The sequence below is a fragment of the Luteitalea sp. genome, assembly GCF_022842525.1.
Taxonomy (GTDB): domain Bacteria; phylum Acidobacteriota; class Vicinamibacteria; order Vicinamibacterales; family Vicinamibacteraceae; genus Luteitalea.
This window is the reverse complement of record NZ_JALHPM010000001.1, coordinates 43,442-69,560: the sequence shown is the minus strand read 5'-3', so window position 1 is coordinate 69,560 and position 26,119 is coordinate 43,442. Positions and strand designations below refer to the sequence as shown.

The 26,119-nt window shown below is 70.4% G+C and carries 15 protein-coding genes and 1 tRNA gene; 10 read left to right on the top strand and 6 right to left on the bottom strand.

The annotated features are described in order from the left end of the window. The first annotated feature begins 53 nt into the window (after positions 1–53). The 5 genes from Q0C41_RS00305 to Q0C41_RS00285 all read left to right on the top strand — a co-directional run bounded on the left by Q0C41_RS00305 (position 54) and on the right by Q0C41_RS00285 (position 6,584). The gene (locus Q0C41_RS00305; protein ID WP_291980433.1) at positions 54–1,286 is read left to right on the top strand and encodes an ISL3 family transposase; all 1,233 of its coding nucleotides are present in this window, start codon (positions 54–56) and stop codon (positions 1,284–1,286) included. Between the two features lie 223 nt (positions 1,287–1,509). Next, complete coding sequence (leuB, locus tag Q0C41_RS00300) at positions 1,510–2,571, top strand: 3-isopropylmalate dehydrogenase (protein WP_291980432.1); 1,062 nt, start codon at positions 1,510–1,512, stop codon at positions 2,569–2,571. Between the two features lie 65 nt (positions 2,572–2,636). After that, positions 2,637–3,545 (top strand): amidohydrolase family protein, encoded by a 909-nt coding sequence (locus tag Q0C41_RS00295; protein ID WP_291980431.1) that lies wholly within the window; start codon positions 2,637–2,639, stop codon positions 3,543–3,545. A 54-nt stretch (positions 3,546–3,599) separates the two neighbouring features. Then, positions 3,600–4,817 carry an FAD-binding oxidoreductase gene (locus tag Q0C41_RS00290; protein WP_291980430.1) on the top strand — a complete coding sequence of 406 codons (1,218 nt, stop codon included), beginning with the start codon at positions 3,600–3,602 and terminating at the stop codon, positions 4,815–4,817. Positions 4,818–4,826: 9 nt separating this feature from the next. Next, on the top strand, positions 4,827–6,584 hold the full coding sequence (locus Q0C41_RS00285; protein ID WP_291980429.1) for a cation:proton antiporter: 1,758 nt from the start codon (positions 4,827–4,829) through the stop codon (positions 6,582–6,584). On the opposite strand, the gene htpG is transcribed toward Q0C41_RS00285, so the two are convergent. Both htpG and Q0C41_RS00275 read right to left on the bottom strand, forming a co-directional pair. Continuing rightward, complete coding sequence (gene htpG, locus Q0C41_RS00280) at positions 6,558–8,492, bottom strand: molecular chaperone HtpG (RefSeq protein WP_291980428.1); 1,935 nt, start codon at positions 8,490–8,492, stop codon at positions 6,558–6,560. The two genes, Q0C41_RS00285 and htpG, sit on opposite strands and share 27 nt — an antisense overlap. Before the next feature lie 44 nt (positions 8,493–8,536). After that, on the bottom strand, positions 8,537–11,797 hold the full coding sequence (locus Q0C41_RS00275) for an SNF2-related protein (protein ID WP_291980427.1): 3,261 nt from the start codon (positions 11,795–11,797) through the stop codon (positions 8,537–8,539). Positions 11,798–11,879: 82 nt separating this feature from the next. Between Q0C41_RS00275 and Q0C41_RS00270 the strand changes: the two genes are divergently transcribed. Next, positions 11,880–12,191: a hypothetical protein gene (locus Q0C41_RS00270; protein ID WP_291980426.1), complete on the top strand. Its 312-nt coding sequence runs from the start codon at positions 11,880–11,882 to the stop codon at positions 12,189–12,191. Between the two features lie 32 nt (positions 12,192–12,223). On the opposite strand, the gene Q0C41_RS00265 is transcribed toward Q0C41_RS00270, so the two are convergent. The 4 genes from Q0C41_RS00265 to Q0C41_RS00250 form a co-directional block, all read right to left on the bottom strand. Further along, entirely contained in the window at positions 12,224–12,631 is a 408-nt protein-coding gene (locus tag Q0C41_RS00265; RefSeq protein ID WP_291980425.1) for a DUF202 domain-containing protein, read from the bottom strand. Positions 12,632–12,688: 57 nt separating this feature from the next. Further along, positions 12,689–18,799, bottom strand: a complete 6,111-nt coding sequence (locus Q0C41_RS00260) for a choice-of-anchor tandem repeat GloVer-containing protein (RefSeq protein ID WP_291980424.1) — start codon at positions 18,797–18,799, stop codon at positions 12,689–12,691. Between the two features lie 66 nt (positions 18,800–18,865). Next, the gene (locus Q0C41_RS00255) at positions 18,866–21,394 is read right to left on the bottom strand and encodes a serine/threonine-protein kinase (protein ID WP_291980423.1); all 2,529 of its coding nucleotides are present in this window, start codon (positions 21,392–21,394) and stop codon (positions 18,866–18,868) included. Beyond that, positions 21,391–21,975, bottom strand: a complete 585-nt coding sequence (locus Q0C41_RS00250; RefSeq protein ID WP_291980422.1) for an ECF-type sigma factor — start codon at positions 21,973–21,975, stop codon at positions 21,391–21,393. The genes Q0C41_RS00255 and Q0C41_RS00250 overlap by 4 nt, the downstream gene beginning before the upstream one ends. Positions 21,976–22,149: 174 nt before the next feature. Between Q0C41_RS00250 and Q0C41_RS00245 the strand changes: the two genes are divergently transcribed. The 4 genes from Q0C41_RS00245 (at position 22,150) to Q0C41_RS00230 (ending at position 26,087) form a co-directional block, all read left to right on the top strand. Next, a tRNA-Ser gene (locus tag Q0C41_RS00245) sits at positions 22,150–22,243 on the top strand. Between the two features lie 78 nt (positions 22,244–22,321). Beyond that, positions 22,322–23,788 (top strand): glutamate--tRNA ligase, encoded by a 1,467-nt coding sequence (gltX, locus tag Q0C41_RS00240; RefSeq protein WP_367079064.1) that lies wholly within the window; start codon positions 22,322–22,324, stop codon positions 23,786–23,788. A gap of 16 nt (positions 23,789–23,804) precedes the next feature. Beyond that, positions 23,805–25,394 carry a glycerol-3-phosphate dehydrogenase/oxidase gene (locus Q0C41_RS00235; RefSeq protein WP_291980420.1) on the top strand — a complete coding sequence of 530 codons (1,590 nt, stop codon included), beginning with the start codon at positions 23,805–23,807 and terminating at the stop codon, positions 25,392–25,394. A gap of 54 nt (positions 25,395–25,448) precedes the next feature. After that, positions 25,449–26,087, top strand: a complete 639-nt coding sequence (locus tag Q0C41_RS00230) for a DNA-3-methyladenine glycosylase (protein WP_291980419.1) — start codon at positions 25,449–25,451, stop codon at positions 26,085–26,087. Positions 26,088–26,119 lie beyond the last annotated feature (32 nt).

Below are 26,119 nucleotides of genomic sequence, written 5' to 3'. Positions count from 1 at the left end.
GCGGCCTGCTCGCCGGCCTTGCGCCGAGGAGAGCGGTGACGTAGAACCGCCGGATGCAGGACACGAAGCTCTTTGAAACGATCCTCGGGTTGCAGGCGCCGTGGCATATCGCGCGGGTGGCGCTGGACACCTCCGGCGAGCGGGTGGATCTCTGGGTCGAGCACGCGGCGGACGCGGCCTGGGTCTGCCCGGCGTGCCAGCAGCCGTGCCCCGGCCACGACCACGCCGAGGAGCGCGTCTGGCGCCACTTGGATACGTGCCAGTACCAGACCTTCCTGCATGCCCGGGTGCCGCGCGTCGACTGTCCCACGCACGGCGTGCGGCAGGTCGGGGTGCCGTGGGCCGCGCCGCGCAGCCGGTTCACGCTGTTGCTCGAGCGGCTCATCATCGACCTCATCACGCAGTGCAGCACGGTGACGGGCGCGTGTCGTATTGCGCGGGTCACGTGGGACGAGGCCTGGGGCGTGATGGACCGCGCGGTGACGCGTGGTCTCCAGCGGCGGACCGCGGCGCCGCGCCGCTATCTGGGCGTCGACGAGAAGGCGTTTCGCAAGGGGCAGCGGTATCACACGATCGTGTGTGACCTCGAGACGGCGACCGTGCAGTACGTCGCGGCGGACCGCACCGCCGCAAGCCTGCAGGGTTGCTACGCACAGCTCACCGCCGAGCAGCGCGAGGCGCTGCAGGCCGTCGCGATGGACATGTGGCCGGCCTACATCCGTGCGACGGTCGATGGCTTGCCCGAGGGCGACACCAAGATCGTGTTCGATCGGTTCCACATCATGCGGGAGATGACGCGTGCCGTGGACACGGTGCGCAAGCAGGAGCATCGCGCCTTGCTGCGCGAGCAGGGCACCTCGCCACTCACGGGCAGCAAGTACCTCTGGCTCTATGGCGAGGAGCGGGTGCCCGCCGATCGCACCGAGGCCTTCGCGGCGCTGCAGACTCAGCACCTGAAAGTCGGCCGCGCCTGGGCCATCAAAGAGCTGTTACGCGACCTCTGGACCTACCGACAGGACGCGGCGGTCCGGCGCTTCTTCTCCCGCTGGTACGGGTGGGCCATCCGCTCACGCCTGGAGCCCGTCAAGCAGGTCGCCCGCATGCTGCGCCGGCATCTCGACGGGGTGCTGCGCTACGTCAAGCACCCGATCACCAACGGGGTCGCCGAAGGCCTCAACAGCAAGATCATGAGCATCAAGCGCAAGGCCGGCGGCTTTCGGAACGCCGAACACTTCACCACCGCCATCTACTTTCACTGCGGCGGCCTGGACCTCTACCCACGCTGATCCCGGAAGAGGCTGAATTCTGAATGTCAGCGAAGCCCGCCTGAATTGCTCTGGCCCCGCAGATCCGACCCTGCCCGCCCCGCGCTGCATTCTGAACCTTGAATGTCAGCGAAGCCCGCCCGAATTGCTCTCACTTCGGCAGATCCGACCCTGCCCGCCCCGCGCTTCATTGTGAATGCCGAATGTCAGTGAAACCCGCCTGAATTCAGTACAGAATCTCCCCATGACTCGCTCGCTCGTGCTGCTACCCGGCGATGGCATCGGCCCTGAGGTCGTCGCTGCCGCCGAGGTCGTCCTCCAGGCCGTCTGTCGCAAGTTCTCCCACCAGGTCGACACTCGCACCTGCACCATCGGGGGCGCCGCGTTGCGCGCCGGTCTGCCGGTCTACCCCGACGACACCCGGGCTGCCTGCACCGCCGGCGACCCGGTACTGCTCGGCGCCGTCGGCGATCCGGCCTTCGACCATCTGCCGCGCGAGCAGAAGATCGAGACCGGCCTGCTGGCGTTGCGGTCCTCGATGGGGGTCTACGCGAACCTGCGGCCCGCGCGTGCCTGGGAAGGGCTCGAGGACGCGACGCCCTTCAAGCCGCAGCGCACGGCCGGCACCGACCTGATCATCGTGCGCGAGCTGCTCGGCGGCCTGTACTTCGGCGAACCCCGCGGCATGGCTGCCGACGGCCAGTCGGCGTTCAACACCATGAAGTACAGCGTCGGCGAAGTGCAGCGCGTCGCGCGCGTCGCGTTCGGCCTGGCGCACTCCCGCTCGAAGCGCCTGCTCTCGGTGGACAAGGCCAATGTCCTCGAGACCTCGCAGCTGTGGCGCAAGACGGTGACGGCGATGGCCGCCGACTACCCCGATGTCGCGCTCGAGCACCAGTACGTCGACGCCTTCGCGATGAACCTGGCGCTCAACCCGACACGCTACGACGTCGTGCTCACCGAGAACCTGTTCGGCGACATCCTCTCGGACGAAGCCGGCGCCGTCAGCGGGTCGCTTGGCCTGCTGCCGTCGGCCAGCCTCGGCGACGGCCAGGCGCTCTACGAGCCCGTCCACGGCTCGGCGCCGACGCTGGCCGGCCGCGACGTCGCCAACCCGGCGGGCGCGATCGGCTCCCTCGCGCTCGTCTTCCGCCACAGCTGGCAGGCCGAAGAGGAAGCCCGCGCCATCGAGTCGGCGCTCGCGCGCACCATCCGCGAGGGCTACCGCACCGCCGACCTCATGACGGCCGGACACACCGGGACGTCCTGCTCGCAGTTCGCCCGCCTCGTCGCGGAACGCCTCTGATGCGACCCGAACCGACGGCCGGCTCGGCGAGCCGGCCCTCCCAGCAACACGTCCGAGACCTCCGTATGCGACTCACACGATCGGTCACCGTCTCCCTCTGGGCCGCCACGCTCGGCGCGGTCCTGCTGACCACGGCGCGCCCGGTCTCCCTCTCCGCGCAGCAGGCCGTGCCGAAGCGCTTCGTGATCGACGCGCACCAGCACTTCCGCGCCACGCCGGACTACATCCCGACCCTGGTGAAGACGTATCGCGCCCGCAACGCGATGGCCTGCGTGCTGACCCGCCTCGAGCATCTCGATGCGGTGGTCGCGGCCGCGAAGGCGCACCCGGACGTCATCATCCCGTACGGACATCTCGACGTCGATCACCCCGCGGCGCTGGCCCACATCGAGACCTTCGCGAAGGCCGGCGTGAAGGGCATCAAGATGCACACGCCGAAGCACAACTGGGACGACTTCGGCTACTTCCCGCTCTACGCGCGCATGCAGGCCCTGGGCATCGTCGCGCTCTTCCACACCGGCATCGTCTCGGGCAACGGCAGCGGCCAGCCCGAGCAGTCGTCGATGGCGCGGATGCGGCCCTCGTTCCTGCACACCATCGCGCGGTCGTTCCCGACGCTGAAGATTCAGGGCGCGCATCTCGGCAACCCCTGGTACGACGAGGCTGCGGAGGCCGCGCGCTGGTCGCCGAACCTGTACTTCGATGTCACCGGCTCGACGCTGCAGAAGAAGCAACACGACCTGACCGTGTTCCGCGACTTCCTGTGGTGGGACGGCCCGGCCGAGCACAGCCCGTCGTCGGCCGTCTACGCCTTCGAGAAGCTGGTGTTCGGCACCGACGAATCGCCGGAGGCGCTGGGCAGCGTGCTCGAGAAGTACGAGGCGATGCTCGAGGCCAACAAGGTGCCCGAGGCCAGCCGCCGCAAGATCTACGGCGAGACGATGGCTCGCCTGCTGGGCATCACGCCACGCTGACGCCAGCCCGACCGTCGTGACGCCGGAGCCGCCACCGGCGTCACAACGCTCGCCATGAGTGTCACCCGCCATCGCGATCTCCGAACCGGGCGATCCGTCTGGTTCCACCGCCGCGGCGTGCCGGTCCCGCACGCCCCACTCACCCGCGACCTGTCCACCGACATCATCGTCGTCGGTGCCGGCATCAGTGGCGCGATGGTCGCCGAATCCCTGGCCGACGCCGGGCGTCGCGTCGTCATCGTCGACCGCCGCCCACCCGTGCTCGGGTCCACGCCAGCCTCCACCGCATTGCTGCAGTACGAGATCGACACGCCGATGACGCACCTGGCGCGTCTCGTCGGCGTGACGCGCGCCGAACGTCTCTGGCGCCGATCGAAGCTGGCGCTGGATGCCCTCGGCGAGCGCGTCCGTCACCTCGGCATCGAGGCGTCGACGCAGACGCGCGGCTCGCTCTACCTCGACGGCAACGTGCTCGACGCGGGCGCCCTGCGGGCCGAGGGCGACGCGCGCCGGCGGGCCGGCTTCGAGGTCGCCTACCTGCCCCCGAGACTCGTCGAGGCGCGGACCGGCATCAGGCGACGGCATGCGCTGCTGGGCCACGGCAACATGACGGCGGACCCGCGACGCCTCGCCGCGGGCTTCCTCAACGCCGCCATCCGACGAGGGGCCCGCATCTGCAGCCCCGTCGTGATCGATGCCGTCGAGGCCGGGCGCTCCGGCGTCGTCGTGGCCACGGCCGAGGGCCCCGTGCTGCGGGCCGCGACCCTGGTCTTCGCCACAGGTTACGAGCTGCCGAAGGGCGTGCCCCGATCGCATCACACCATCGTGTCCACGTATGCCATCGCGACGCGACCGCAGCCGCGAGCGATCTGGCCCGACGGGTCGCTGATCTGGGAGGCCTCCGATCCCTACCTCTACATGAGGCCCGGGCCAGACGGCCGGATCATCTGCGGCGGCGAAGACGAAGACTTCTCCGACGCGACGACCAGAGACGCCCTGCTCGCCGCCAAGACGACGACCATCGAGCGCAAGCTCGCGGCACTGCTGCCCGGCGTCGACGCCCGGGCCGACTATGCCTGGTGCGGCACGTTCGGCGCCTCCGACACCGGCACGCCGTCGATCGGTCCGGTGCCCCGCATGCCGGGCTGCTACGCCGTGCTCGGGTATGGCGGCAACGGGATCACGTTCTCGGCGCTGGCGGCACAACTGCTGCGCAATCAGATCACCGGCGACGGCGACCCCGACAGCGATCTCTTCTCGTTCCGGAGATAGGCTGGTGGCATGCATGCGTACGACCTCATCCTCACGCTGACGGGAGGGCTCGGCGCGGCGCTCGTGCTGGGATACATCACCCAGCGGCTGGGCTTGTCGCCGATCGTCGGCTATCTGCTGGCCGGCACGCTGGTCGGCCCGCACACGCCGGGCTTCGTCGCCGACGCCTCGCTCGCCGAGCAACTGGCCGAGATTGGCGTCATCCTGCTGATGTTCGGGGTCGGCCTGCAGTTCCACGTCGAGGAACTGCTGGCCGTGCGCCGGGTGGCGATTCCGGGGGCCATCGCCCAGAGCGGCGTCGCCACGGTGCTGGGCACCGCCCTCGGGTACGCGCTCGGGTGGGACTGGTCGGCCGGACTGATCTTCGGGATGGCGCTGGCGGTGGCCAGTACGGTCGTGCTGATCCGCGTGCTGGCCGACAACAACGACCTGCACACCCAGGCTGGCCACATCGCCGTCGGCTGGCTGGTCGTCGAGGACCTGTTCACCGTGGTGGCCCTCGTGCTGCTGCCGGCGCTGTTCGGATCGGCGGCGGGGCAGTCGTCGTTGCCGCTCGCCCTGTCGTTGACGGCACTCAAGGTCGCGGGGCTCGTGGCCTTCACCGCCCTCGTCGGGGCGCGGGTCATCCCCTGGCTGCTCGATCATGTGGCGGCCACCAGGTCGCGCGAGCTGTTCACGCTGACCGTGCTGGTGATCGCGCTGGGCATCGCCGTCGGGTCGGCTCTCGTCTTCAGCGTCTCGATGGCGCTCGGCGCCTTCCTCGCCGGGATGGTCGTCGGGCGATCGGACTACAGCCTGCGCGCGGCCTCGGAGGCTCTGCCCATGCGCGACGCGTTCGCCGTCCTGTTCTTCGTCTCCGTCGGCATGCTGCTGGATCCCGAGGCACTGGTCAGCTCATGGCGACTGGTGCTGGGCGCGCTCGCGATCGTCCTCGTGGCCAAACCGCTCGTAGCGCTGCTGTTCGTGTGGCTGCTGCGGTATCCATTCAGGACGGCACTCACGGCCGGCATCGCCCTGGCGCAGATCGGCGAGTTCTCCTTCATCCTCGCCGCGATGGGACGTGATCTCGGCGTCTTCTCGCTGACCGCGACCAACGCGCTGGCCGCAACCGCCATCGTCTCGATCGTGCTCAACCCGGTGGCGTACCGGACGATCCGCCCCATCGAGCGCTGGGTGGCCGCACGCCCGCGCCTGCGTGCGGTGCTCGACCGCACGCCGCGCGAAGAGACGCCCACACCGGCGCGAGGCGAACGCAAGAGCGACCCAACCTATCGCGCCGTTGTCGTCGGCTACGGCCCCACGGGCCGAGCCGTCGTGCGTCTGTTGCGCGACAACGGCATCACCCCCACGGTCATCGATCTCAACATGGAGACCATCCGCAGGCTTCGCGAGGAAGGCGTCGAGGGCGTCTACGGCGACGCCACGCGCGAGGACACCCTGACCGCTGCAGGGGTCGATCGCGCCGGCAGCCTGATTCTGGGATCGGCGGGCATGGCGGAGGGCACAGAGGTGATCCGCCTGGCGCGGACGCTGCAGCCCACCATCCGCGTCCTGGCGAGGGCGGCGTACCTGCGCGACGTTCCGGTGCTGCGGCAGGCCGGTGCCAACGCCGTGTACTCCGGTGAAGGCGAGGTCGCGCTGGCCTTCGTGACGGCCATCCTCGAGGCGCTGGGCGCGACGCCCGATCAGATCGACCGCGAGCAGGCGCGGGCCCGCGAGGAGCTCGCGGGCCCGGTGCCGTCAGGTGCCGGGCATCCAGACGCGTGAGGGGCCGGCCCCCGCCAGCGTCAACATCAACGCGTTCAGCCGGGTGACGAACGCCGCCGTGTCCTCGATCTGCCCGCCCTCGGCCAGCGTCGCCTGGTCGAACAGCACCTGACTCCAGTCGCCGAAGGTGGTCGGGTCGGTTTCCTCGGCGAGCCGCCGCACGATCGGATGCGATGGATTGATCTCGAGGATCGGCTTCGAGGCCGGCACCGCCTGCCCGGCCTCCCTGAGGATCCGTTCGAGGTTCGTGCTCAGGCCGCTGTCGTTGCTCACGAGACAGGCCGGCGAATCGGTCAGACGATTGGTCACCCGCACCAGGCTGGCCCGGTCCGTGAGCGCGGCCTGCATGCGCTCGAGCAGCGAGGCGTGCTCGCCGGTGGGCGTCGCCTCCTGCGGGGCGGGCGCCTGACCGCCGATGGCGCTGAGATCGAGATCCTTCGCCGCTGCCGACTGCAGCCGCTTGCCGTCGAACTCGTGCAGCGACGACATCACCCACTCGTCGATGCGCTCATGCAGCAGCAGCACCTCGACGCCGAGCGTGCGGAAGATTTCGAGGTGTGGGCTGTGGCGCGCCGCGGCGTAGCCATCCGCCGTGATGTAGTAGATGACGGTCTGGCCGTCCTTCATGCGCCCGATGTAGTCGGCGAGCGACACGGTCTGCGCCTCATCCGCGTTGTGGGTGGACGAGAACCGCAGCAGCTTGGCCAGGCGGTCGTGGTTGGCCCGATCCTCGGGGAGGCCTTCCTTGAGCACACGACCGAACGTCTTCCAGAACGTCTCGTACTTCGACGGGTCCTTCTCAGCCAGCTCCTCGAGCAGGGTCAGCACGCGCTTGACGGCCGCCGTGCGGATCGCCTGCACGTCCTTCGATTGCTGCAGGATCTCCCGCGAGACGTTGAGCGGCAGGTCGTTCGAGTCGACCACGCCGCGGATGAAGCGCAGGTAGGCCGGCAGGAGCTGCTCCGCGTCGTCCATGATGAAGACGCGGCGGACGTACAGCTTCACGCCGCGCCGATGCTCGCGGTCCCACAAGTCGAATGGCGCGCGTGCCGGCACGTAAAGAAGCAGCGTGAACTCCTGCCGACCTTCGACCCGGGCGTGCGTGTAGGCCAGCGGCGCGTCGGCGTCGTGCGCCACGTGCCGGTAGAGCTCGTGATACTGCTCCTCGGTGATGTCGCTCTTGGCGCGCGCCCACAGCGCCGAGGCCCGATTGACCTGTTCGTCCTCGTCGGTGACCACTTGCTTGCTGGCCTCGCTGTCCCACTCCTCCTTCTTCATCAGGATGGGGATGGCGATGTGGTCGGAGTACTTGCGCAGGATCTCCCGCAGGCGATAGCCCGAGAGCAGGTCGTCTTCCTCGGGCCGCAGGTGCAGGATGATGTCGGTGCCGCGCGTGGCCTTCTCGACGCTCTCGACGGTGTAGCTGCCTTCGCCCGTGCTCTCCCACCGCACGCCGTGCTCTGGCGTCAGGCCGGCCCGTCTGGTGACGAGCGTCACCCGGTCGGCGACGATGAACGCGGCGTAGAAGCCGACGCCGAACTGTCCGATGAGGTGTGCGTCCTTCGCGCGGTCGGCCGTCAACTGGGCGAGGAACTCGCGCGTCCCCGACTTGGCGATGGTGCCGATGTTGTCGACGACGTCCTGTCGGGACATGCCGATGCCGTTGTCGGACACCGTGATGGTGCGCGCCGCCACGTCGTAGCTGACACGGATGCGCGGCGCGGGGTCGTTCTCCATCAGCGCGCTGTCGGTCATCGCCTCGAACCGCAGCTTGTCGGCGGCATCCGACGCGTTCGAGATGAGCTCGCGCAGGAAGATCTCCTTGTTGCCGTACAAGGAGTGAATCATCAGCTTCAGGAGCTGAGAGACCTCGGCCTGAAATCCCAGGGTTTCCTTCGTCGTATCCACGCCTGCAGTATAGCCAGTGGCGTGCCGCGCGAACCCTGGATGGGCTACGCCAGCAGCAGTTCGAGGTCCTCTCGCCGCAGGTCGCCGATCAACCGTTCATCGGCGCGGACGATGGCGTCGGCGAGCGAGCGCTTGGTGGCCTGCAGCTCCAGCACCTTCTCCTCGACCGTGTCGCGGGCGATGAGCCGCACGGCGAAGACGCGGCGCGACTGGCCGATGCGGTGGGCGCGATCGATGGCCTGGGCTTCGACGGCGGGATTCCACCACGGATCCAGCAGGAACACGTGATCGGCGGCCGTGAGGTTGAGTCCCACGCCACCGGCCTTGAGGCTGATCAGGAACAGCGGCGGGCCGTCCGGTCCCTGGAAGCGTTCGACGCGGGCCTGCCGGTCGCGCGTGCGCCCGTCCAGATACTCGTACGCCAGACCGGCCTCGTCGAGCCGCGTGCGCAGCAGCCCGAGCAGCGTGGTGAACTGCGAGAACACCAGCACCTTGCGACCGTCCTCGACGAGCTCTTCGAGCCTGGGCACCAGCAGGTCGAGCTTGGCCGAGGGTTCGGCGGCGCGCGCCGGATCGATGAGGCCCGGATGACACGCCGCCTGTCGCAGGCGCAGCAGGCCTTCGAGGACCTGGAGCTTCGTGCGCCCCATCCCTTCCGTGTCGACGCGGCCGAGCAGCAGCGCCCGGTAGTGGTCGCGCAGCTGGTCGTAGAGCGCGCGCTGGGTCGGCTCGAGGTCGCAGAAGATCGTCTGCTCGGTGCGCGCGGGCAGATCCGACGCCACCTGTTCCTTGGTGCGCCGGAGGATGAACGGCCGCACCCCCTTGGCGATCAGCGACAGCGTCGCGTCCTGCTCGTTCGCGGGAGCCGCCATGTCCTGGCCGATGGAGCGCAGCGTGCCGAGCATGCCGGGGTTGAGGAACTCGAACAGGCTCCACAACTCGCCGATGTGGTTCTCCACCGGCGTGCCGGTCAGGGCCAGGCGGTGGTCGCCCTTCAGCAGCTTGGCCGCCCGCGCCGTGTGGCTGGCGCGGTTCTTGATGGCCTGAGCCTCGTCAAGGATGACGTAATCGAAGGTCCGCTCCGCCAGCAGAGGGACGTCTCGCCGCAGCGTGCCGTACGTCGTGATCACGAGATCGTGCCGGTCGATCGCATCGGTGCCGGCGCGTCGGTCGGCGCCGGTGAAGTCCAGCACGCGCAGGGCCGGCGCGAAACGGGTCGCTTCGCGCGTCCAGTTGAACACGAGCGATCGCGGGACGACGACGAGGGCGGGGCGGGGCGGTTCCCCGGCGGCCTCGCGTTCGAGGCGGCGGGCCTCGAGCGTCGCCAGCACCATCACCGTCTTGCCGAGGCCCATCTCGTCAGCCAGGCAGCCGCCGAAACCGAAGCGGCGCAGGAACGCGAACCACCCGAGCGCCTCGCGCTGATAGCCGCGCAGCACGCCACCGAACCCTGGTGGCGGCTCCACGCCGCTGATGCGATCGAACTGCGCCAGTTCGGCCCGCATGCGCGCGAAGCCCTCGTCCACCGCGATCTGCGGTTCGTCCTCCAGCCAGGCGTCGAGCAGCGCGCCCTGCGAGCGATCGAAGCGCACGCCCGTGCCGTCCACGGTGCCCAGGGCGGCCACGCGGCTCACGCGCTGCAGCCACGCCTCTGGCAGCACGCCGAAGGTGCCATCGCCGAGGCGCACCATCGTGTCGCGGCGTCGGATGGCCTCGAGCAGCGCCGGCACGTCCACGCGCACGTCCCCGAAGTCCGCGCTGCCGTGCAGCTCGAACCAGTCGATGCCGCTGCTCACCTCGAGCGAGAACGCGCTCGGCTTGACGTAGCGCTGTCCCTCGGCCTCGACGCGCCAGCCCTCGACGATCAGGGTGCGCACGATGGCCGGGACGGCGGACGCCGCGACGTCGAAGCGCGTGCCTCCACGTTCCCAGTCGGCGAGTCGACGCACGCCGAGCCCTTCGAGCCGGGCCAGCGCCGCGTGTTCCGCGGTCAGGTCGCGCCGCCAGGCCTCCTGCGTCGCCGGATCGAAGACGAGGCGCTGCGACGCGCGCGCGTCCACCTCGCTGGTGCCATACGTGAACGTGATGTCGGCGTCGAGCCGATCCGGTGGTGTCGTCGCCCACCGGCGCCGCTCCGAGTCCCTGATGGAGAAGCGGACGCACGGGCGGGGCGCCTCGGACCGTGGTGTCACGCGCAGCGCGGGCGGACAGTCGACGCGGGACACCTCGCTGGCGGCCACGGCCTCGGCCAGGGCGTGGCTTCCGGCCGCGGGCACGGTGACCGGACCCCCACGCCGCAGTTCGTTCAGCCAGCGGGACGCGCCGCCGCTGTCGAACGGCGACAGGCGCGGCAGCGCGTCGCGCTCGGCGGGCCGCCAGAGCACCAGGGCCTCGCTGACGAAGAGCACGTCCCCGAGCGGCACCGTCTGCGCGCCGCAGGCAAACGTGCCGTCGATGCGGTAGTCCTCGCCCGACGGGTCGATGCGCAGCGTGAACGTGGCCGGCGTGGCATCCCACACCAGGCCCACGTATCCCGGCTCGCCCTTGCGCGTCACCCCCGAGCCCGGCACGCGCAGGAGCATCCGACCCGTCTCGCACATCGCCGGCACGAGATCCTGCTGGAGCACCGGCGACAGCACCACCTCGAGCGGCACCGGCATGCGAGGCATGTAGGACTGGCCGTCGGAGCTCTCGGCACCACACAGGCGCTCCAGCAGGTGGCGGTCGCGCGGGTCGGGCAGCGCCGCGATGTCCTGACGGCCCATCCGCGCCGGCTTGGGGCGTCCCCAGACGCCGGACTTCCGTCGCGTCCGGGTGAGCAGCTCCACCCGCAGATCCCCGTACGGCGGCAGTCGGGGTCCATCCACCACGTAGACCAGCGCACCGAGCGGCGACTGGGGCGTGACGGCGTCCTGCGCATCCGGCGCCACCCGCGCCAGCAGCGCGCGCCAGGGCTCGACGACGGCCTCGAGGGTCGGCACGGGGCGCGGGGCCACCGCGTTCAACCAGAGGTGATCGGGCACATCGAGGCTGCGCGCCTGGCTGGCCGTCAGGACCGCCGCCCAGACGTGCTTGCAGGCGCCGACCGTGCTGGCAAAGCGCGGGCAGCTGCACGAGGCGACCAGCGCCGTGCCGTCGATCGACAACGACACGTCGTAGGGGCGAGTGCCCCGCACCACGGCGACAAAGCGCGTCCGGTCGCCTCCGACCGTGGTGACGCGGCCCGTCCGGAAGTACTGATCGCCCCTGGCGCGGACGGAGGCGCCCACATACGGCGCGAGCACGATGGCGAGAGGAGAGGACACGGGCAATCGACCATGGTGTCCTGCCGGAGGGAAGTCGGCAAGCCCTCATGCGTCGTCCCTGCGGGACTACCATGGAGAGACCGTGACAGACCCGCAGGCGCAGACCGTCTTCTGGCACCGTGACTTGCCGCCTCTCGAGGCCAACGTCATCGGCGCCCACATCGTCGAGGCCACCAGCAAGCGCATCCAGGGCACCCTGGCCCGCCACGATGACTTGTGGAAGGAGTGCGAGCGTGATCTGATGGCCGTCATCGAAGCGCGCCTGCAGGAGGAGATGGCCCGGCTCGGAGGTCGATATGCCCATGTGCGGGAAGAGCACATCGACTCGCACCACAGCGAGGCGACCGGCGAGGCGTGGCTGCAAGGGCGGTTCGGCTACACGCTGTACAGCTGAGCGATCGCCTGCCTGCGCGTGCCGCGCCGCCGTCAGCGACGCAGCAGGACGACCACCAGCGCGACCACACCGAGCAGGGTGAACAGCATGGCGGTGAGGCCCGCTGTGGAGATGGCGGGGGCGTCGCCGTACTCGGCGCGCATGGCGGCCAGACTCTGCCGGTGCTGGACGGCGGCCATCACCAGCGTCATCAGTCCGATGGCAATCATCAGCAGGGCGAATGTCCGTGGGCTGAAGGCGCCGCGGACCGGCTGCATCGTGCCGCCGGTCCGCTCGAACTCGAAGAACTTGTAGATCGTGAATCCGAAGGTGATGAGCGAGGCCGAGGTCCGCACCCAGGCCATGAGCGTCCGCTCGTAGGCCAGACGCGTCCGCTCGACGGCCAGCCGGGTCGCGGCATCCGGAGAGCGTTGCCCCTGTGCCGCCTGCGTTCGCCCCATGCCCCGCATGGTACTGCCCCTGCCTCGCTCACACGCCCTCAGCCGCGGGTTGCGCGGCTACCTGATGCCGAACCCGAAGGAAATCGACGAGCCATCCGCCAGCTGAATCAGGAAACGGTAGCGCGTCCGTCGTTCGAGCTTCTGCGTGTCGATGCCGAAGGTCCACGCCTGCGTCAGATTGTCCCAGTGGAACATCGGCGGCGACTGCAGCGACGGCACCGGTTCACTCACCGTCTGCTGACCCCTGCTGTTGATGCGTTCGACCAGCGTGAACGCCGAGACCACGCCGGGCGTCCGGACAAGTCGGCCGTTGGCGTCGCACACCCGGAAGCGGGCTACCGCCGGCAGGCCCCGCGGCAACACGGTCGAGCCGTCCGGGTGGATCGGGGCCAGAATCTCGTGCCCGTCGTCCAGCCCGCAGCGCCCGGCGTCTGCATACCGCACCGAGTAGGTCCGTGTGATCTGGGCCCGATTGCCGGCCTGGTCCGTCGCGGTCACCGTGAAGGTCTTGGTGCCGACCGTCTTCGTATCGAGGAAAGCGCCGTTCCGCCTCGTGCCGGTACAACTGGCCAGACCCGAGCCGCCGTCGGCGCAGGTGAAGTCGGCGGCGACCTTGCGTCTCAGGACGAAGACCGCGCCATCTGCCGGAGCGGTGACGACGACGGTCGGTGTCAGGCGGTCGATGCGGAACGGCCCGACCGGGCCGGCCTGCGCGCAGTTGCCGGCGAGGTCGCAGACCTGCCGGGACGTGGTCATGGCCGTCGCTGACTCCTCGCCGTCACCCACGCTGGTGCCGAGGGTGAACGTCGCATCGGCCGGTGCCACACCCGACGCCTGGTCGGTCGCGCTGCACGTCACCACGGCGTTGTCACGCCGCCAGGCGACGTCGGGTGCGCTGCAGGAGACGGCAGGCGCTGTGGTGTCGCGCACGGTGACCTGCACCTCGTCGCTCGCCGACAGGCCGCTCGCGTCGGTGACGGTCAGCGTGACGACACTGGTGCCCATCGGGCACTGCAGCATGACCGAGGCGCCGGTGCCGACACCGCAGGCGCCGCTCCAGGCGAACACGAGCGCATCGTCGTTGCCGTTGCCGTCGGTGCCCACGCCGGTCATCCTGACGGCGGCGCCCGTCGCCGAGGTCGCCTCGACGACCTGATCCTCCCCGGCATGTGCCGTCGGCGGCGTGTCGAGCAGGCTCGCGACCACGAACGGCGAGAACGAGGTCGTCTGGGCGCAGATCGTGGTGAACGGCCCAGGGCCCGCAGGCAGTCGCTGCTGGTTCGGCAACTGCACCCACGCGCCGTTCTCGAAGTGCAGCACTGCATCGGCCGGCGTGAAGGTGCCACTGAAGCACACCGTGATCGGCGGCACGACGGTGGCCGTCGTCGTGATCTCGTAGACCGTGCCGCCAGCGGAGAAGTTGGCTGGCAGCGGCGGTGCCTGCAGTGTCGGATCGGCCAGCGTGACGCCTTCGGCGGTGACCGCGGTGAAGGTGACGGCGATCGGCTGCGGGGCGCCTGCCGAGTCGGTCGGCTGCACCGTCACCTGCTGGCCGGTCGGCGTGTAGGCTCGGGCACGGAGGGTGAGCGCGGCCGTGGCGGTGCTGGCGGCCGGGTCCACCGGCGCGTCGAGCATGGCGGTGAGCGAAAGGGTCGCCGACGTCTGGCCGGCGGGTACGACCGCGGCATCGAACTGGAGCGCGACCGCGGAGAACCCAGCGAACCCTGCCGGGATCGTGCCCGAGCAGGTGAGGGTCTGCACGGGCTGACCGGCCAGAGTGCAGCCCGGGGCCGTGCCGATCACCCCGGCGGGCAACGGGATCGTCACGGTGAAGGGGCCTGGAGCATTGCCGGCGTTGCCGAGGCCGAAGCGGAACGTGACGACGTCGCCGACGCGCGCCGCGGTGATGGCGACACCCTGGCCGTTGACGAACGACCCGCTTCCGATGAGCACACGTGGCTGCGGCACCGACCCGGTGCGGACGGTGAGGACGGCGGTGGTCGACGCGAAGGCCGGGTCATCGGCCGGGGCGACGGTGGCCGTCACCGGCAGCGCGGCCGACGTCTGTCCGATGGGGATGACGGGGGCGAGGAGCTGGAGGGTGACGCCGATCACGCCGGTGATGCCAGGAGCGGCCGTTCCCGAGCAGGTGAGGGTCGGCACGGTCTGACCGCCCACGGTGCAACCCAGGGCCGCACCCATCACCCCGGCGGGCAACGGGATCGTCACGGTGTAGGGGCCTGGAGCATCGCCAGCGTTGCCAAGTCCGAAGCGGAACGTCACGACGTCACCGACAAGCGCCTCGGTGATTGCGCCACCCTGGCTGTTGACGAACGAGGCGCCTCCAATCAGGACACGTGGCCGGGGCACCGACGCCGGTCTCACGGTGAGGACGGCGGTGGTCGAGGCGAAGGCCGGGTCACCGGCCGGGGCGACGGTGGCCGTCACCGGTAGCGGGGCCGACGTCTGTCCGATGGGGATGACCGGGGCCAGGAGCTGAAAGGTGACGCCGATCACGCCGGTGATGCCAGGACCGGCCGTTCCCGTGCAGGTGAGGGTCGGCACGGTCTGACCGCCCACGGTGCAACCCAGGGCCGCACCCATCACCCCGGCTGGCAACGGGATCGTCAGGGTGTAGGCGGCGGGAACATCGCCGCCGTTGGCGAGGGTCACGCGATACTCCACGACGTCACCGACACGCGCCTCGGTGATGGCGCTCCCCTGGCTGTCGAAGAACGACGCGCCCCCGATGGCCAGGAATGGCCGTCGCACCACGACCGACGCGCTCACCGACTGGAACGCCGGGTCGGCCGACGGCACGAGAGTCGACGTCAAGGTGACGGTCACGGAGTGCTGACCCTGCGCGAAGAGCGCGGCATCGGCTCTGAGCGGAAGAGGGATCGGCGCCGCCGTTGTGCCACCTGGCAGGGATCCCGAACAGGTCACCGTCTGGCCAGCGGCCGTGCAGATCGGGTGCGGGAGCAGGCTCAGTCCGATGGGCAGCACGGTCGTGACGGTGAACGTCCCCGGAGCACTGCCCTCGTTGGCCAGGGCGAACACATACTGGATCGGGTCGACGGTGCTGACATCGGTGACCGCGGTACTGCCGTTGACGAAGGCTGCGCCAACCAGCCGCAGATCGGCCTGCCCCAGGGTCACGGTGATGCGCGCCTGCGCGGTGTTGTCGCCCGGCTGCGCGTCCACGCTGCCGAAGGACACGTTGGCGGCGACATCGAGCGTGCCCGTGGTCGCTCCCGCCGGGATCAGGATGGCTGGGGCTGTGCCCTGCAGCGTGATCGTCGCGCTGGCGCCTGGCTGGAGGTTCCCCAGCGTGCAGGTGCGCGGCGCTCCCGGTGCGGGCACTGCACACGTCCCCTGCGACGGAGTGACGACGAGCCCCGTCAGCTGCGCCAGGCTCGCGAAGCCGGACACCGTGACGCGCGAGGCCATGCTCGGGCCCCGGTTCGTGACCGTCGCGATCAGCGTGACGGCCTGGCCGGGCGCCACCGTGGTGGCCGCCGGCGCCAGGGCCAGGGAGAGGTCGGGCGGCGTGCCGCCGACATCGACGCTGAGATACCCGTAGTACATGTTGCCTTCGAAGTTGCAGACGCCTGACTGCTGCGCGCCGACGCAGGCGTCGAGCTCGGAGACGGAATACATCACCGTCACCGTGCCCGTCACCGCCGAGCGCGTGCCAATGCCAATCTCTTGCGGCCCGGTGATCGACGCCGGCCCGGTCTGATAGGCACTCATATCGGCGGGCTTGCGACAGTCAGTGTCGGGAAAGGCACTCATGCATCCCCCGCTCGAGATGTAGAGCGGCCGCCCGGAGGCCGAGACACCGCCGTCGTTGGCCAGCACGTCGTACCAGACCAGGGTCTGCACCGGCGTCGCCGTGGTGTCGTCCACCGCGCGCAGCGGGGCCGTGGCCGGGGCGGCGCTGCTGGCCACGATGAGCAGCGAGCGCGTCACGGGCGCCAGTCCGGGCGGCTCGCCGATGATCTGCACCCTGGCGACCGAGACGCGGCCCACCGAGGGGGGCGCCTGGTAGTGCACCCCGACCACCACACCAAAGGGGTACAGCGGGTCGATCGACATCCGGCCGACGCTGCGGAAGGCGTCCGGGTCCGACACCGCCTGTGCCGGGTCGTACGCCGTGTCCTGCAGGGCGGCCGTGATCTCGGCCGCGGTGACCGGCTGGAGCTCGATGCGGACCTCCATCGCGGCGGGGCTGCGCAGGGAGAAGCGACCCGTGGCAATGCGGCGCGGCGCCAGTGGCCCGAGGTCGAGGCGCGCCTTCGAGGCCGTCAGCGTGGGCACCGAGGGGGTGAAGGTGACCACCGCCGAGGCGCGCCCAGCGACAGGCACGCGCCCGTCGCTCACCTCGTACCGGAAGGTGTCGGGCTGGATGAGGGTGGCGGTCGGCGTGTAGGTAATCGTCCCATCGACGTTGATGGTGGCGTCGCCGAAACGTGGGAACTCGAGCAGGCGGGTCACGCGCAGCGCATCCCCATCGGGGTCCGTGTCGTTGTCGAGCACACGAAGGGTCGCCGGGGCCTCGCCGTACACCGGCGCTGTGTCGTCCTGCGGCGTCGGCGGCGTGTTGAACCCGCCGCCCGACAGTGCGCGCGCCGTCGTGACGACACGGGCCGTGCCGCCGCTGTCGGGCTCGACCACCGTGACCGCCACGCACGGCGACGGCCCGGTGCCACAGTCGGCCGTGAAGGGTGCCGTGAGCGTGAAGTGCAGTTCGTGCGGTGCGCTTTCGACCTCAGGCGCGAGGTCGGTGGGCCAGACACACACGATGCCCGCCGTCTGTGTGCAACTCCAGCCATCGACCGACTGGCCCGTGAAGACCAGCCCCGGCGACGGCGTCACCCACACGGTGAGGGGGCCGGCCAGCGTGTGGTTGGTGGTGTTGCGGAGGGTCAACACATAGGTCGCGTCTGCGCCTTCATCGCTCATCACGGGCCCCGTGAATGCCAGCGGGACGCGGTCTGGATCGGGCACCGCGAAGACGACGCCGTGGCCGGTGCCCGGGCCGATCGCCGCGGGGCCGCCGATGCGGGCCGTGCCGTAGAGCGTGCCGTCGGGCCCCTGAACGAGCGCACCCATCGGCACGCCGCCCGCGACTGGGGAGAACGTGAAGAGGCTGAAGGGACGCCCTGACGGGGTCACACGGAACACCGTGCCGCAGTTCTCGGGGAGGCAGCCGAGGCGTTCGCTGGTGGCGGTGCCATACAGCGCGCCGTCGCGACCGAGCAGCAGCGGCGAGCGGGGGGTGTCGCCATCGGCCGGGCTCGCAGTGAAGGCGGCGAGGCGCAGGAAGGCTGCGCCGTCGGGCCGCAGCTGGAAGATGGCGCCATACTCCGTCACCGTGCTCTGCCCCGTGGTCTCCACGCCGAACAGGTGAGGGGTGCCATCCGGCCCGGGCGCCTCGGTGAGGCCCGCCACCGGGTTGCCCTCCAGCTCGACGAGGAAGGTGTAGTCGACGCCGCTCCGGCTGAGGCGGAACACGGTGCCGCCCCCGTTGGCGCCCCCCTGTTCGGTCGTGCCGTAGAGCAGGCCGTCGCTGCCTTCGATCAACGTGCCGGTGGGGCGATAGCCGTTGGGCAGCACGCGCAGGTGCTCGAAGGCGGTGCCGTCGGTGGCCAGGCGATAGACCGTGGCCGAGACCACGTTGTCGCCGAAGGTGCCGTACAGCAGCCCATCACTGGCCAGGATCACGCCGCCGTCTGGGTTGGCATCCGGGGCCGCGAACTCGTGCAACGTCGTCACCGTGGCGCCGAAGGGCCCGGTCTCGAGCCGGTACACGGTGCCGCGGTCAGCGGCCCCGCCCCGCAAGGTGGTGCCGTAGAACACGCCGCCCGTCCCTCGGGCGAGCGCGCCATGGCTGGGCCTCACCCCTGCCGGCAGCGCGAAGGTGTGCAGTACCTGGAAGCCCGTGCCGTTCGGCCGGACGCGAAACACGGCCCCATAGGGCGCTGGTGCCTCGCTCGTGCCATAGAGGAAGCCGTCGGCGCCCAGCGTCAGTCCGGCGGCCGGATTGCCGGCCGTCACCCCGTCGAACGTGTGGACCACCGACGGCGCCTGCGCGAACGCGGCGGGCACGCCGAGTACGCACAGGACCAGGAGCAGAGACAGGACGCGGCGAGTCGTGGACACCATGGCTGCTCCCGTAAGCGGAGAATCGCGGGGAGCGACGTCAGGGGCGCCGCTGGGCGCGGGTCGGCGTCAGGGTGCCCGGCTCGAGTCGATGACGCCAAGGCGTCGGGCCAGGCCGGCCCGGGTGGAGCGGAACCTCTCGACCGTCACGCCCGCGAAGGCGGTCGGCGTCGTGTACTCCTCGACCCACGACGCACGGAATACCTGGCGGGCCTCCGCCAGGAGAGCCTCGCGGGAGGCGGCGCCGGCATCGGCCTCTGCCACCAGCGCCATCACCAGCTCCAGTCGGCCCAGCGCCAGATCCGACCGCGCGCGCGGGTTCGCGCCCTCGCGCGAGGCGGCATCGTCCAGCAGTCGCAGCTTCTCCCGGTTCAAGGCCACCGAGTCGGCAAAGCGGCCGTCGCCGTAGGCTCGCGACGACAGTCGTCCGAGCAGCATGGCGAGACCCTCGACGGCTCGCTGATCCCTCGGGTCGGCGGCAACGATGGCCCTCCGCAACTCGAGGGCCCGCGTCCACGGCGCCAGGCTCTCGTCGCCGCGGCCCAGCCTGGCCAGGACGGCACCGAGATTGGACAGTGTGACGGTCACGCGCCACTGCGCGTCCGGGTCGCCTGGACGGGCCGCCAGGGCCTCTTCGTCGAGGACCAGCGCCTGACGATAACGGGTCTCGGCGTCGCCGTAGCGATCGAGCCACTGCAGGACGGCGCCCAGTCGCTTCAGCACGAACGCCTGACGCTCCCGCACCACGGCGGTGCGCCGCTCGACGGGGAGCTGTTCGTAGAGGGGCAGCGCCACCAGCAGCGCCGCCTCGGCGCCGGCGTAGTCACGGCGGCTCTCGAATGCGGCCGCCCTGTCAGCGTACGCGTCGGCAATCGCCTCGACGACGCGCGGCGATTCCTGGGCGCGCCGCTCCAACGACTGCAGCAGGTCACGGTGCCTGGCCTGGGCCCACGCCGCCCTCGTCATGTCCTTCAGGTCGAGCGACGTCAGCTCCAGGTCTGCCTGCGCCTTCATCGCCGCGATGAGGGCGTCGAGGTCGTCGGGTTGGCTCGCCAGCACCTCGTCGGTCAGCCGCGCGGCCTTCTGGAAGCTGACGGTGGCCGCCGCACGATTGCCGACATTGGCCGCCCCCGTGCCGCCCTGGAGGCTGCCGAGGCGCCGGTACCCTTCCGCAAGTTCGAGCTTCAAGGACGCATCGATGCCCACGTCGGTGGCCAGGCCATCGAGGAACTGCACGGCACGGTCCAGCAGCAGGCGTCGCGGCTCGGTATTGCCGGGCACCTTCGACAGCGCCTCGTTGACGTCGAAGACGAGGGTGCGCGAGAACTCACGGGCTTCGCGGAAGCGATGCTCGGCCCGGTCGCGCTGCACCGCCGCGACACGGGCCTGCCACACCGCCACGCCGCCGCCGCCGAGAATCGCCATGGTCGTCACCGCGGCTGCTGCCACGCTGACCCGGTGCCGGCCCACGAACCTGCGCATCCGGTAACCCAGCGTGGCGGGTCTCGCGATGACCGGACGGCCCCCGAGCCACGCCTCGAGATCGGCCTCGAGATCGAAGACCGACCGATACCGCGCGCCAGGCTCCTTGCGCAGCGCCTTGAGCACCACGGCGTCGAGGTCCCCGCGCAGCAGCTTCTGGTCGGCCGGTGCGGCCACACGGCTCGGTGCCGGAGGGTCGACCTCGCAAATCGCCCGCATCGCCTCGAGCGGCGTCAGGTCGGCCAGCGCGTGCGGCGTCCGCGAGGCCAGCAGCACGTACAGCAGCACACCGAGCGAGTAGACATCGCTCGCCGTCGTCACACGCTCGCCGCGCACCTGCTCCGGACTCGCGTACCCGGGCGTGAAGCTGTGCTGGCCGGTGCGCGTCATGCCCACACTGCGCCCCTGCTCCGAGATGAGCGTCGCGATGCCGAAGTCCAGCAGCTTGGGCTGCCCCTGCGCGGTGACGAGGATGTTGGCCGGCTTCAGGTCGCGATGCACCACCAGCCGCTGATGGGCGTGGCCGACCGCGGCACAGACGGCCAGGGTCAACTCGACACGCTGCTGGACGGTGCACTGTCGGCTCAGGCACCAGGCGTCGATGGGCTCGCCATCGACGTACTCCATCACCAGGTACGGGACGTCGTCGTCGCTGGTGCCGGCATCGAAGAGTCGAGCGATGTTGGGGTGGTCGAGGCCGGCGAGCACCTGGCGCTCGAAGCGGAAGCGCTCGTCGAGCGTGGTCGAGGCCAATGCGGCGGGCAGCACCTTGATGGCGACCCGCCGCTCGAACTCGGCGTCGTCGCGCGTGGCGTCGTAGACCACGCCCATGCCGCCGCGGCCGATCTCGCGCACGAGCCGGTAGGGCCCCAGACGACGGGCCTCGGGCCACTGGCCGTCGTCGTGCTCGATCGACCGGACCGCCGGTGCCGCGGCGATGGGCGCCTCCAGGAAGCCCGGGTCTTCGTCATAGACGCGAAGCAGTTCCCCCACGTCGTCGCGCGTGGCGGCGTCCGGTGTTGCGGTCTCGAGCCAGCGGTCGCGGGTGCCGGCCGGCTGTTTCAGCGCTTCGCTGAACAGCCAGGCGATGCCCGCCGGTCGCTCGCCGTCGGTCACGCGGACCCGCCTGGCCGGGTCATGTGGCGTCGGATCCAGGTCTTGGCCAGCAGCCAGTCACGGTCGACCGCCGACGCCGATACCGCGAGCACCTCGGCCGTCTCGTCGATGGACAGGCCCCCGAAGTACCGCAGCTCGACGATTCGGCTCTGCTGTGGGTCGATCGCCTCGAGCGCGGTGAGCGCGGTGTTGAGATCGATGAGATCGACGGACGGCGCTGGCACCGGGGCGACCGCCTCGGACAGCTCCACGCTGATGGCGCCGCCGCCCCGCTTGGCCGCGAGTCGGGCGCGCGCATGGTCCACCAGCACGGCCCGGACGACGCGCGCGGCCACGGCAAAGAAGTGCGTGCGGTCCTGCCACTGCCTGGCGGCCGGCTGCCTGGCCAGCCGCAGATAGGCTTCGCTCACCAGCGCCGTCGGCTGGAGCGTGTGGCCGCTGCGTTCCCGCGACAGATGCCGGGCGGCGATCCGGTGCAACTCCGGGTAGACCGCCTCCATCAGGCGCGGCAGCGCCTGCGTGTCGCCGTGAGCCCACTCGTGCAGCAGGCGGGTGACGTCAGGGGGAGGAACGAAAGACATGTGTGGCCAACTCAGCCCATCCTATCGCGCGAAAGACGACGAGGGGAGCGAACCGGCAAGGCCCGCGCGCACGAAATCGCACCCGACAAGACACGCAGCGTCTTCGATCGCTATACTGTCTGGGACGTAAACTCGGGCAGCGCTGGAAACTGCGTTCTCAGGGGGCCGTCATGTGGTGAGGTGGCCGAGAGGCTGAAGGCGGCGGTTTGCTAAACCGTTGTAGGGGCTAAAACCTCTACCGAGGGTTCGAATCCCTCCCTCACCGCCAGCCTTCGCTCGTGCGGAGGCTTCGCTGAGCACGAGCTACGGCTGGCTTCACCCCCTGTAACATCTCTCCCCAGTGTCGATTGCTCCGCTACGCGTCCGTTTCGCGCCCTCGCCCACCGGCTACCTGCACGTCGGTGGCGCCCGCACCGCGCTGTTCAACTGGCTGCTCGCGCGTCGGCATGGCGGGACGTTCGTCCTCCGCATCGAGGACACGGACATGGAGCGGTCGTCCGAGGCGATGGTGCAGGGCATCCTCGACGGCATGCGCTGGCTCGGCATGACCTGGGACGAGGGCCCCGACGTCGGCGGCCCGCACGCGCCCTACTTCCAGTCGCAACGGCTCGACCGCTATCGCGCCGCCGCGGCGCAGCTCGTGGCGAGCGGGCACGCGTACTACGACTACCGCACGGCGGCGCCGCGGGTGAAGACCAGCGACGGCGAGGACGTGCCGGAGAGCTTCGGGCCCAAGTCGTACGACGAGACCAGCGTCACGCTGCGTGCCGACGAGGTGGCAACCCGCGAAGCCGCCGGCATGCCCAGGGCCGTGCGCTTCCGCGTGCCGACCGAGGGCCGTACGACCTTCGTCGATGCCGTGCACGGCGAGATCGGCTTCGACAACAGCAGTCTCGAGGACTTCGTCGTCCTTCGGTCGGACGGCTACCCGACCTACCACCTGTCGGTCGTCGTGGACGACATGGACATGCGGATCACGCAGGTCATTCGCGGCGACGATCACATCTCGAACACGCCCAAGCAGGTCCTCCTGTACGAGGCCCTCGGTGTGCCGGTGCCGGGCTTCGCGCACGTGCCGCTCATCCTCGGTGCCGACAAGAAGCGTCTCAGCAAGCGACATGGCGCCACGTCGGTGATGGAGTACTCGACGCAGGGCATCGTGCCCGAAGCGATGGTGAACTTCCTCGCGCTGCTCGGCTGGTCGCCGGGCGACGACCAGGAGTTGTTCAGCGCGGACGACCTGGTGGAGCGCTTCGACCTCGAGGGCATCAGCGGCGGCAACGCCGTGTTCAACCCCGACAAGCTCGAATGGATGAACAACCAGCACATCATGCAGTTGCCCGATGACGTGCTGATTGCCCATGTCAGGCCGTGGCTCGAGCGGGCCGAGTTGTGGCGGACGGGCTTCGAGGGTGAGCAGCGCGTCTGGTTGACCCGCGCACTCGCGCTGCTGCGCCCCCGCGCCAAACGCCTCGGCGACATCCCCGAGGGGCTCGGACCGCTGATGCGTCCGGTGGCGTTCGACGCCGCCGCGGCGGCAAAGCACCTGCCGCCGGAGATGAGCGAGCCTCTCGACGCACTCGCCGCGCGGCTCGCCGATCTGGCTCCCTTCGACCCCACCACGATCGAGCAGGCCGTCCGTGGCACGGCCGAAGCACGCGGGGTGAAGGCGGGCGCGTTCATGCAAGCGGTGCGTGTGTCACTGACGGGCCGCACCGTCAGTCCGGGCCTCTTCGAGACCATCGAACTGCTGGGCCGCGACGAGAGCCTTGCGCGGATTCGCGGCGGGGCCCGACAGGCCCAGTCGTCCTGACCGGAGACCCAGGTCCATGCGAGCCGCAGACCTTCATCGCCAGGCGTTCGATGTCCTCGTGGTGGGTGGCGGCGTCATCGGATGCGGCGTCGCCCGCGACGCCGCCCGCCGCGGCCTCCGCGTCGCCCTCTTCGAACAGGACGACTTCGGCAGCGGCACCTCCTCCGGGTCCACGCGCCTGATTCACGGCGGTCTCCGCTACCTGGAGATGCTCGACTTCGGGCTGGTGCGACTGGACCTTCGCGAGCGCGAGATTCTGCTGCGGATCGCGCCGCATCTCGTCACGCCGCTGCGCTTCCTGCTGCCGTTCTATCGAACCTCGGCCTTCACCCGCCTCAAGATGCGCGCGGGCATGTGGCTCTACGACGGGCTCAGTTACGACCGCAGTCTCGACGGGCATCGCATGCTGTCGCCCGATGCCGCTCATGAGGCCGAGCCGCGGCTGGTGCGTGAGGGGCTGCAGGGCGCCGCCTCGTACTCCGATGCACAGGCGGCGCTCCCCGAACGGCTCTGCATCGAGAACATCGTCGATGCCTCGCAGGCCGGCGCGGCGATCTGCAATCACGCGCGTGTGGTGGCCGCGGTCGTCAGCGACGGCCGCATCCGCGGCGTGCGGGTGCAGGACCTGATCGCGCAACGCGAGGTCGAGGTGTCGGCGCGCGTCGTGGTCAACGCGGCGGGCCCATGGTTCGACCGTGCCGCCGGCGTGCTGCAGAGCGCTGCTCGGCCGCGTGTGCGTACCACGCGGGGGATTCACATCGCCTGCCCGAATCCCCCGAAGCATGCGCTGGCCCTGCCGTCCGCCGTGGATGGCCGCCTGACCTTCGTGATCCCGTGGCTCGGCTACACGTGGGTCGGGACGACGGACATCGACTACGAGGACGACCCGGCCGACGTGGCCGCCACGCCGGACGAAGTCGACTATCTCCGGCGCTCGGTGGAGCCGTTCGTCGGCGGACTCGGGGACGTGCTCTTCACCAATGCGGGGGTTCGTGCGCTGGTGCGCCGCGACGGGCATGCGTCGGCCGTCACCCGATCGCACCAGGTCATCGCCGAGCAGGATCCGGTCGGCCTGGTCTCGATCATCGGCGGCAAGCTGACCGGCTATCGCGCCATCGCCGAGGAAGCCACGCAGCGGGTGTGCCGCCTGCTGGACGTCCACGCGCGCGGCACCACGGCGACCGAGCCGCTCCCGGGTGCTCGGGCCGCCGCCCCCGAGCCGCTGTTGCTCGACGAGGACCAGCGCGCCCACCTGACGTACCTCTACGGCACCCGCCGCGTCGAGGTGCTCGAACTCGTACAGGCGCGCCCCGAGCTGGGCCGGCGGCTGATGCCCAGCGAACCCGACGTACTCGCGCAGGTCGTCCACGCCGTGCGCCACGAGGCGTGTGAACGGGTCGCCGACTTCGTGCTGCGACGGTCGCGGCTGGCCTTCACGCGGCATCGGGGTCGGCCGGCGCTCGGTCGCATCGCCTCGGCGATGCGGGAGGAACTGGGCTGGTCCGATCTTCGGGTGGCCGAGGAACTCGCCCACTGCCGCAAGCTGCTGGCGCGCACCGACGGCGACGTCCCTCCCGGCGAGGAGCAGTTCGCCGAGATCGACTGACGCGCGCTGCGCGCCGATTGCCGCGATGGCCTCTTCGGGGACATGATCCCCGGCATGCCCCTGCCCGTCCGCCTGACCCCGGAGTCCTGCGCGAGCGCGACGCGTGCCCTGGCGCGGCGCGACCCGGCCCTGGCGCGACTGGTGAAGAGACATGGGCCGTGCACGCTCGGCACGCGCCCTCGCCGCGACAGCTTCTCGTCGCTCGTGCGCGCCATCATCTTCCAGCAGCTGTCGACCGGCGCGGCCACGACCATCTTCACGCGCGTGATGGCGACGATGCAGGCGACGCAGTGTCCGCCGGCGGCCACATGGTTGTGCACGCCGGAAGACCAATTGCGCGCCGCCGGTCTCAGCGGCCAGAAGACCCGCTACATCCTCGACCTGTGCCGCCACGTCACCGACGGGTCGCTCGACACGCGGGGCCTGCACCGCATGCCGGACGAGGACGTCATCGCGACGCTCACCCAGGTCAAGGGCATCGGCCGCTGGACGGCCGAGATGTTCCTGATGTTCCACCTGCAGCGGCCCGACGTCCTGCCGCTCGGCGACCTCGGCGTCGTGACCGGATTCGCGCGAACCTACGGCGACGGCACCAGGCCCTCGGCCGACCTGATCACCACCCACGCCGAGGCGTGGCGCCCGTACCGCAGCATCGGCAGCTGGTACATGTGGCGGGCGCTCGAGATGTCGTAGCGATCGAACGATTCAGCATTCACAGTTCCCAA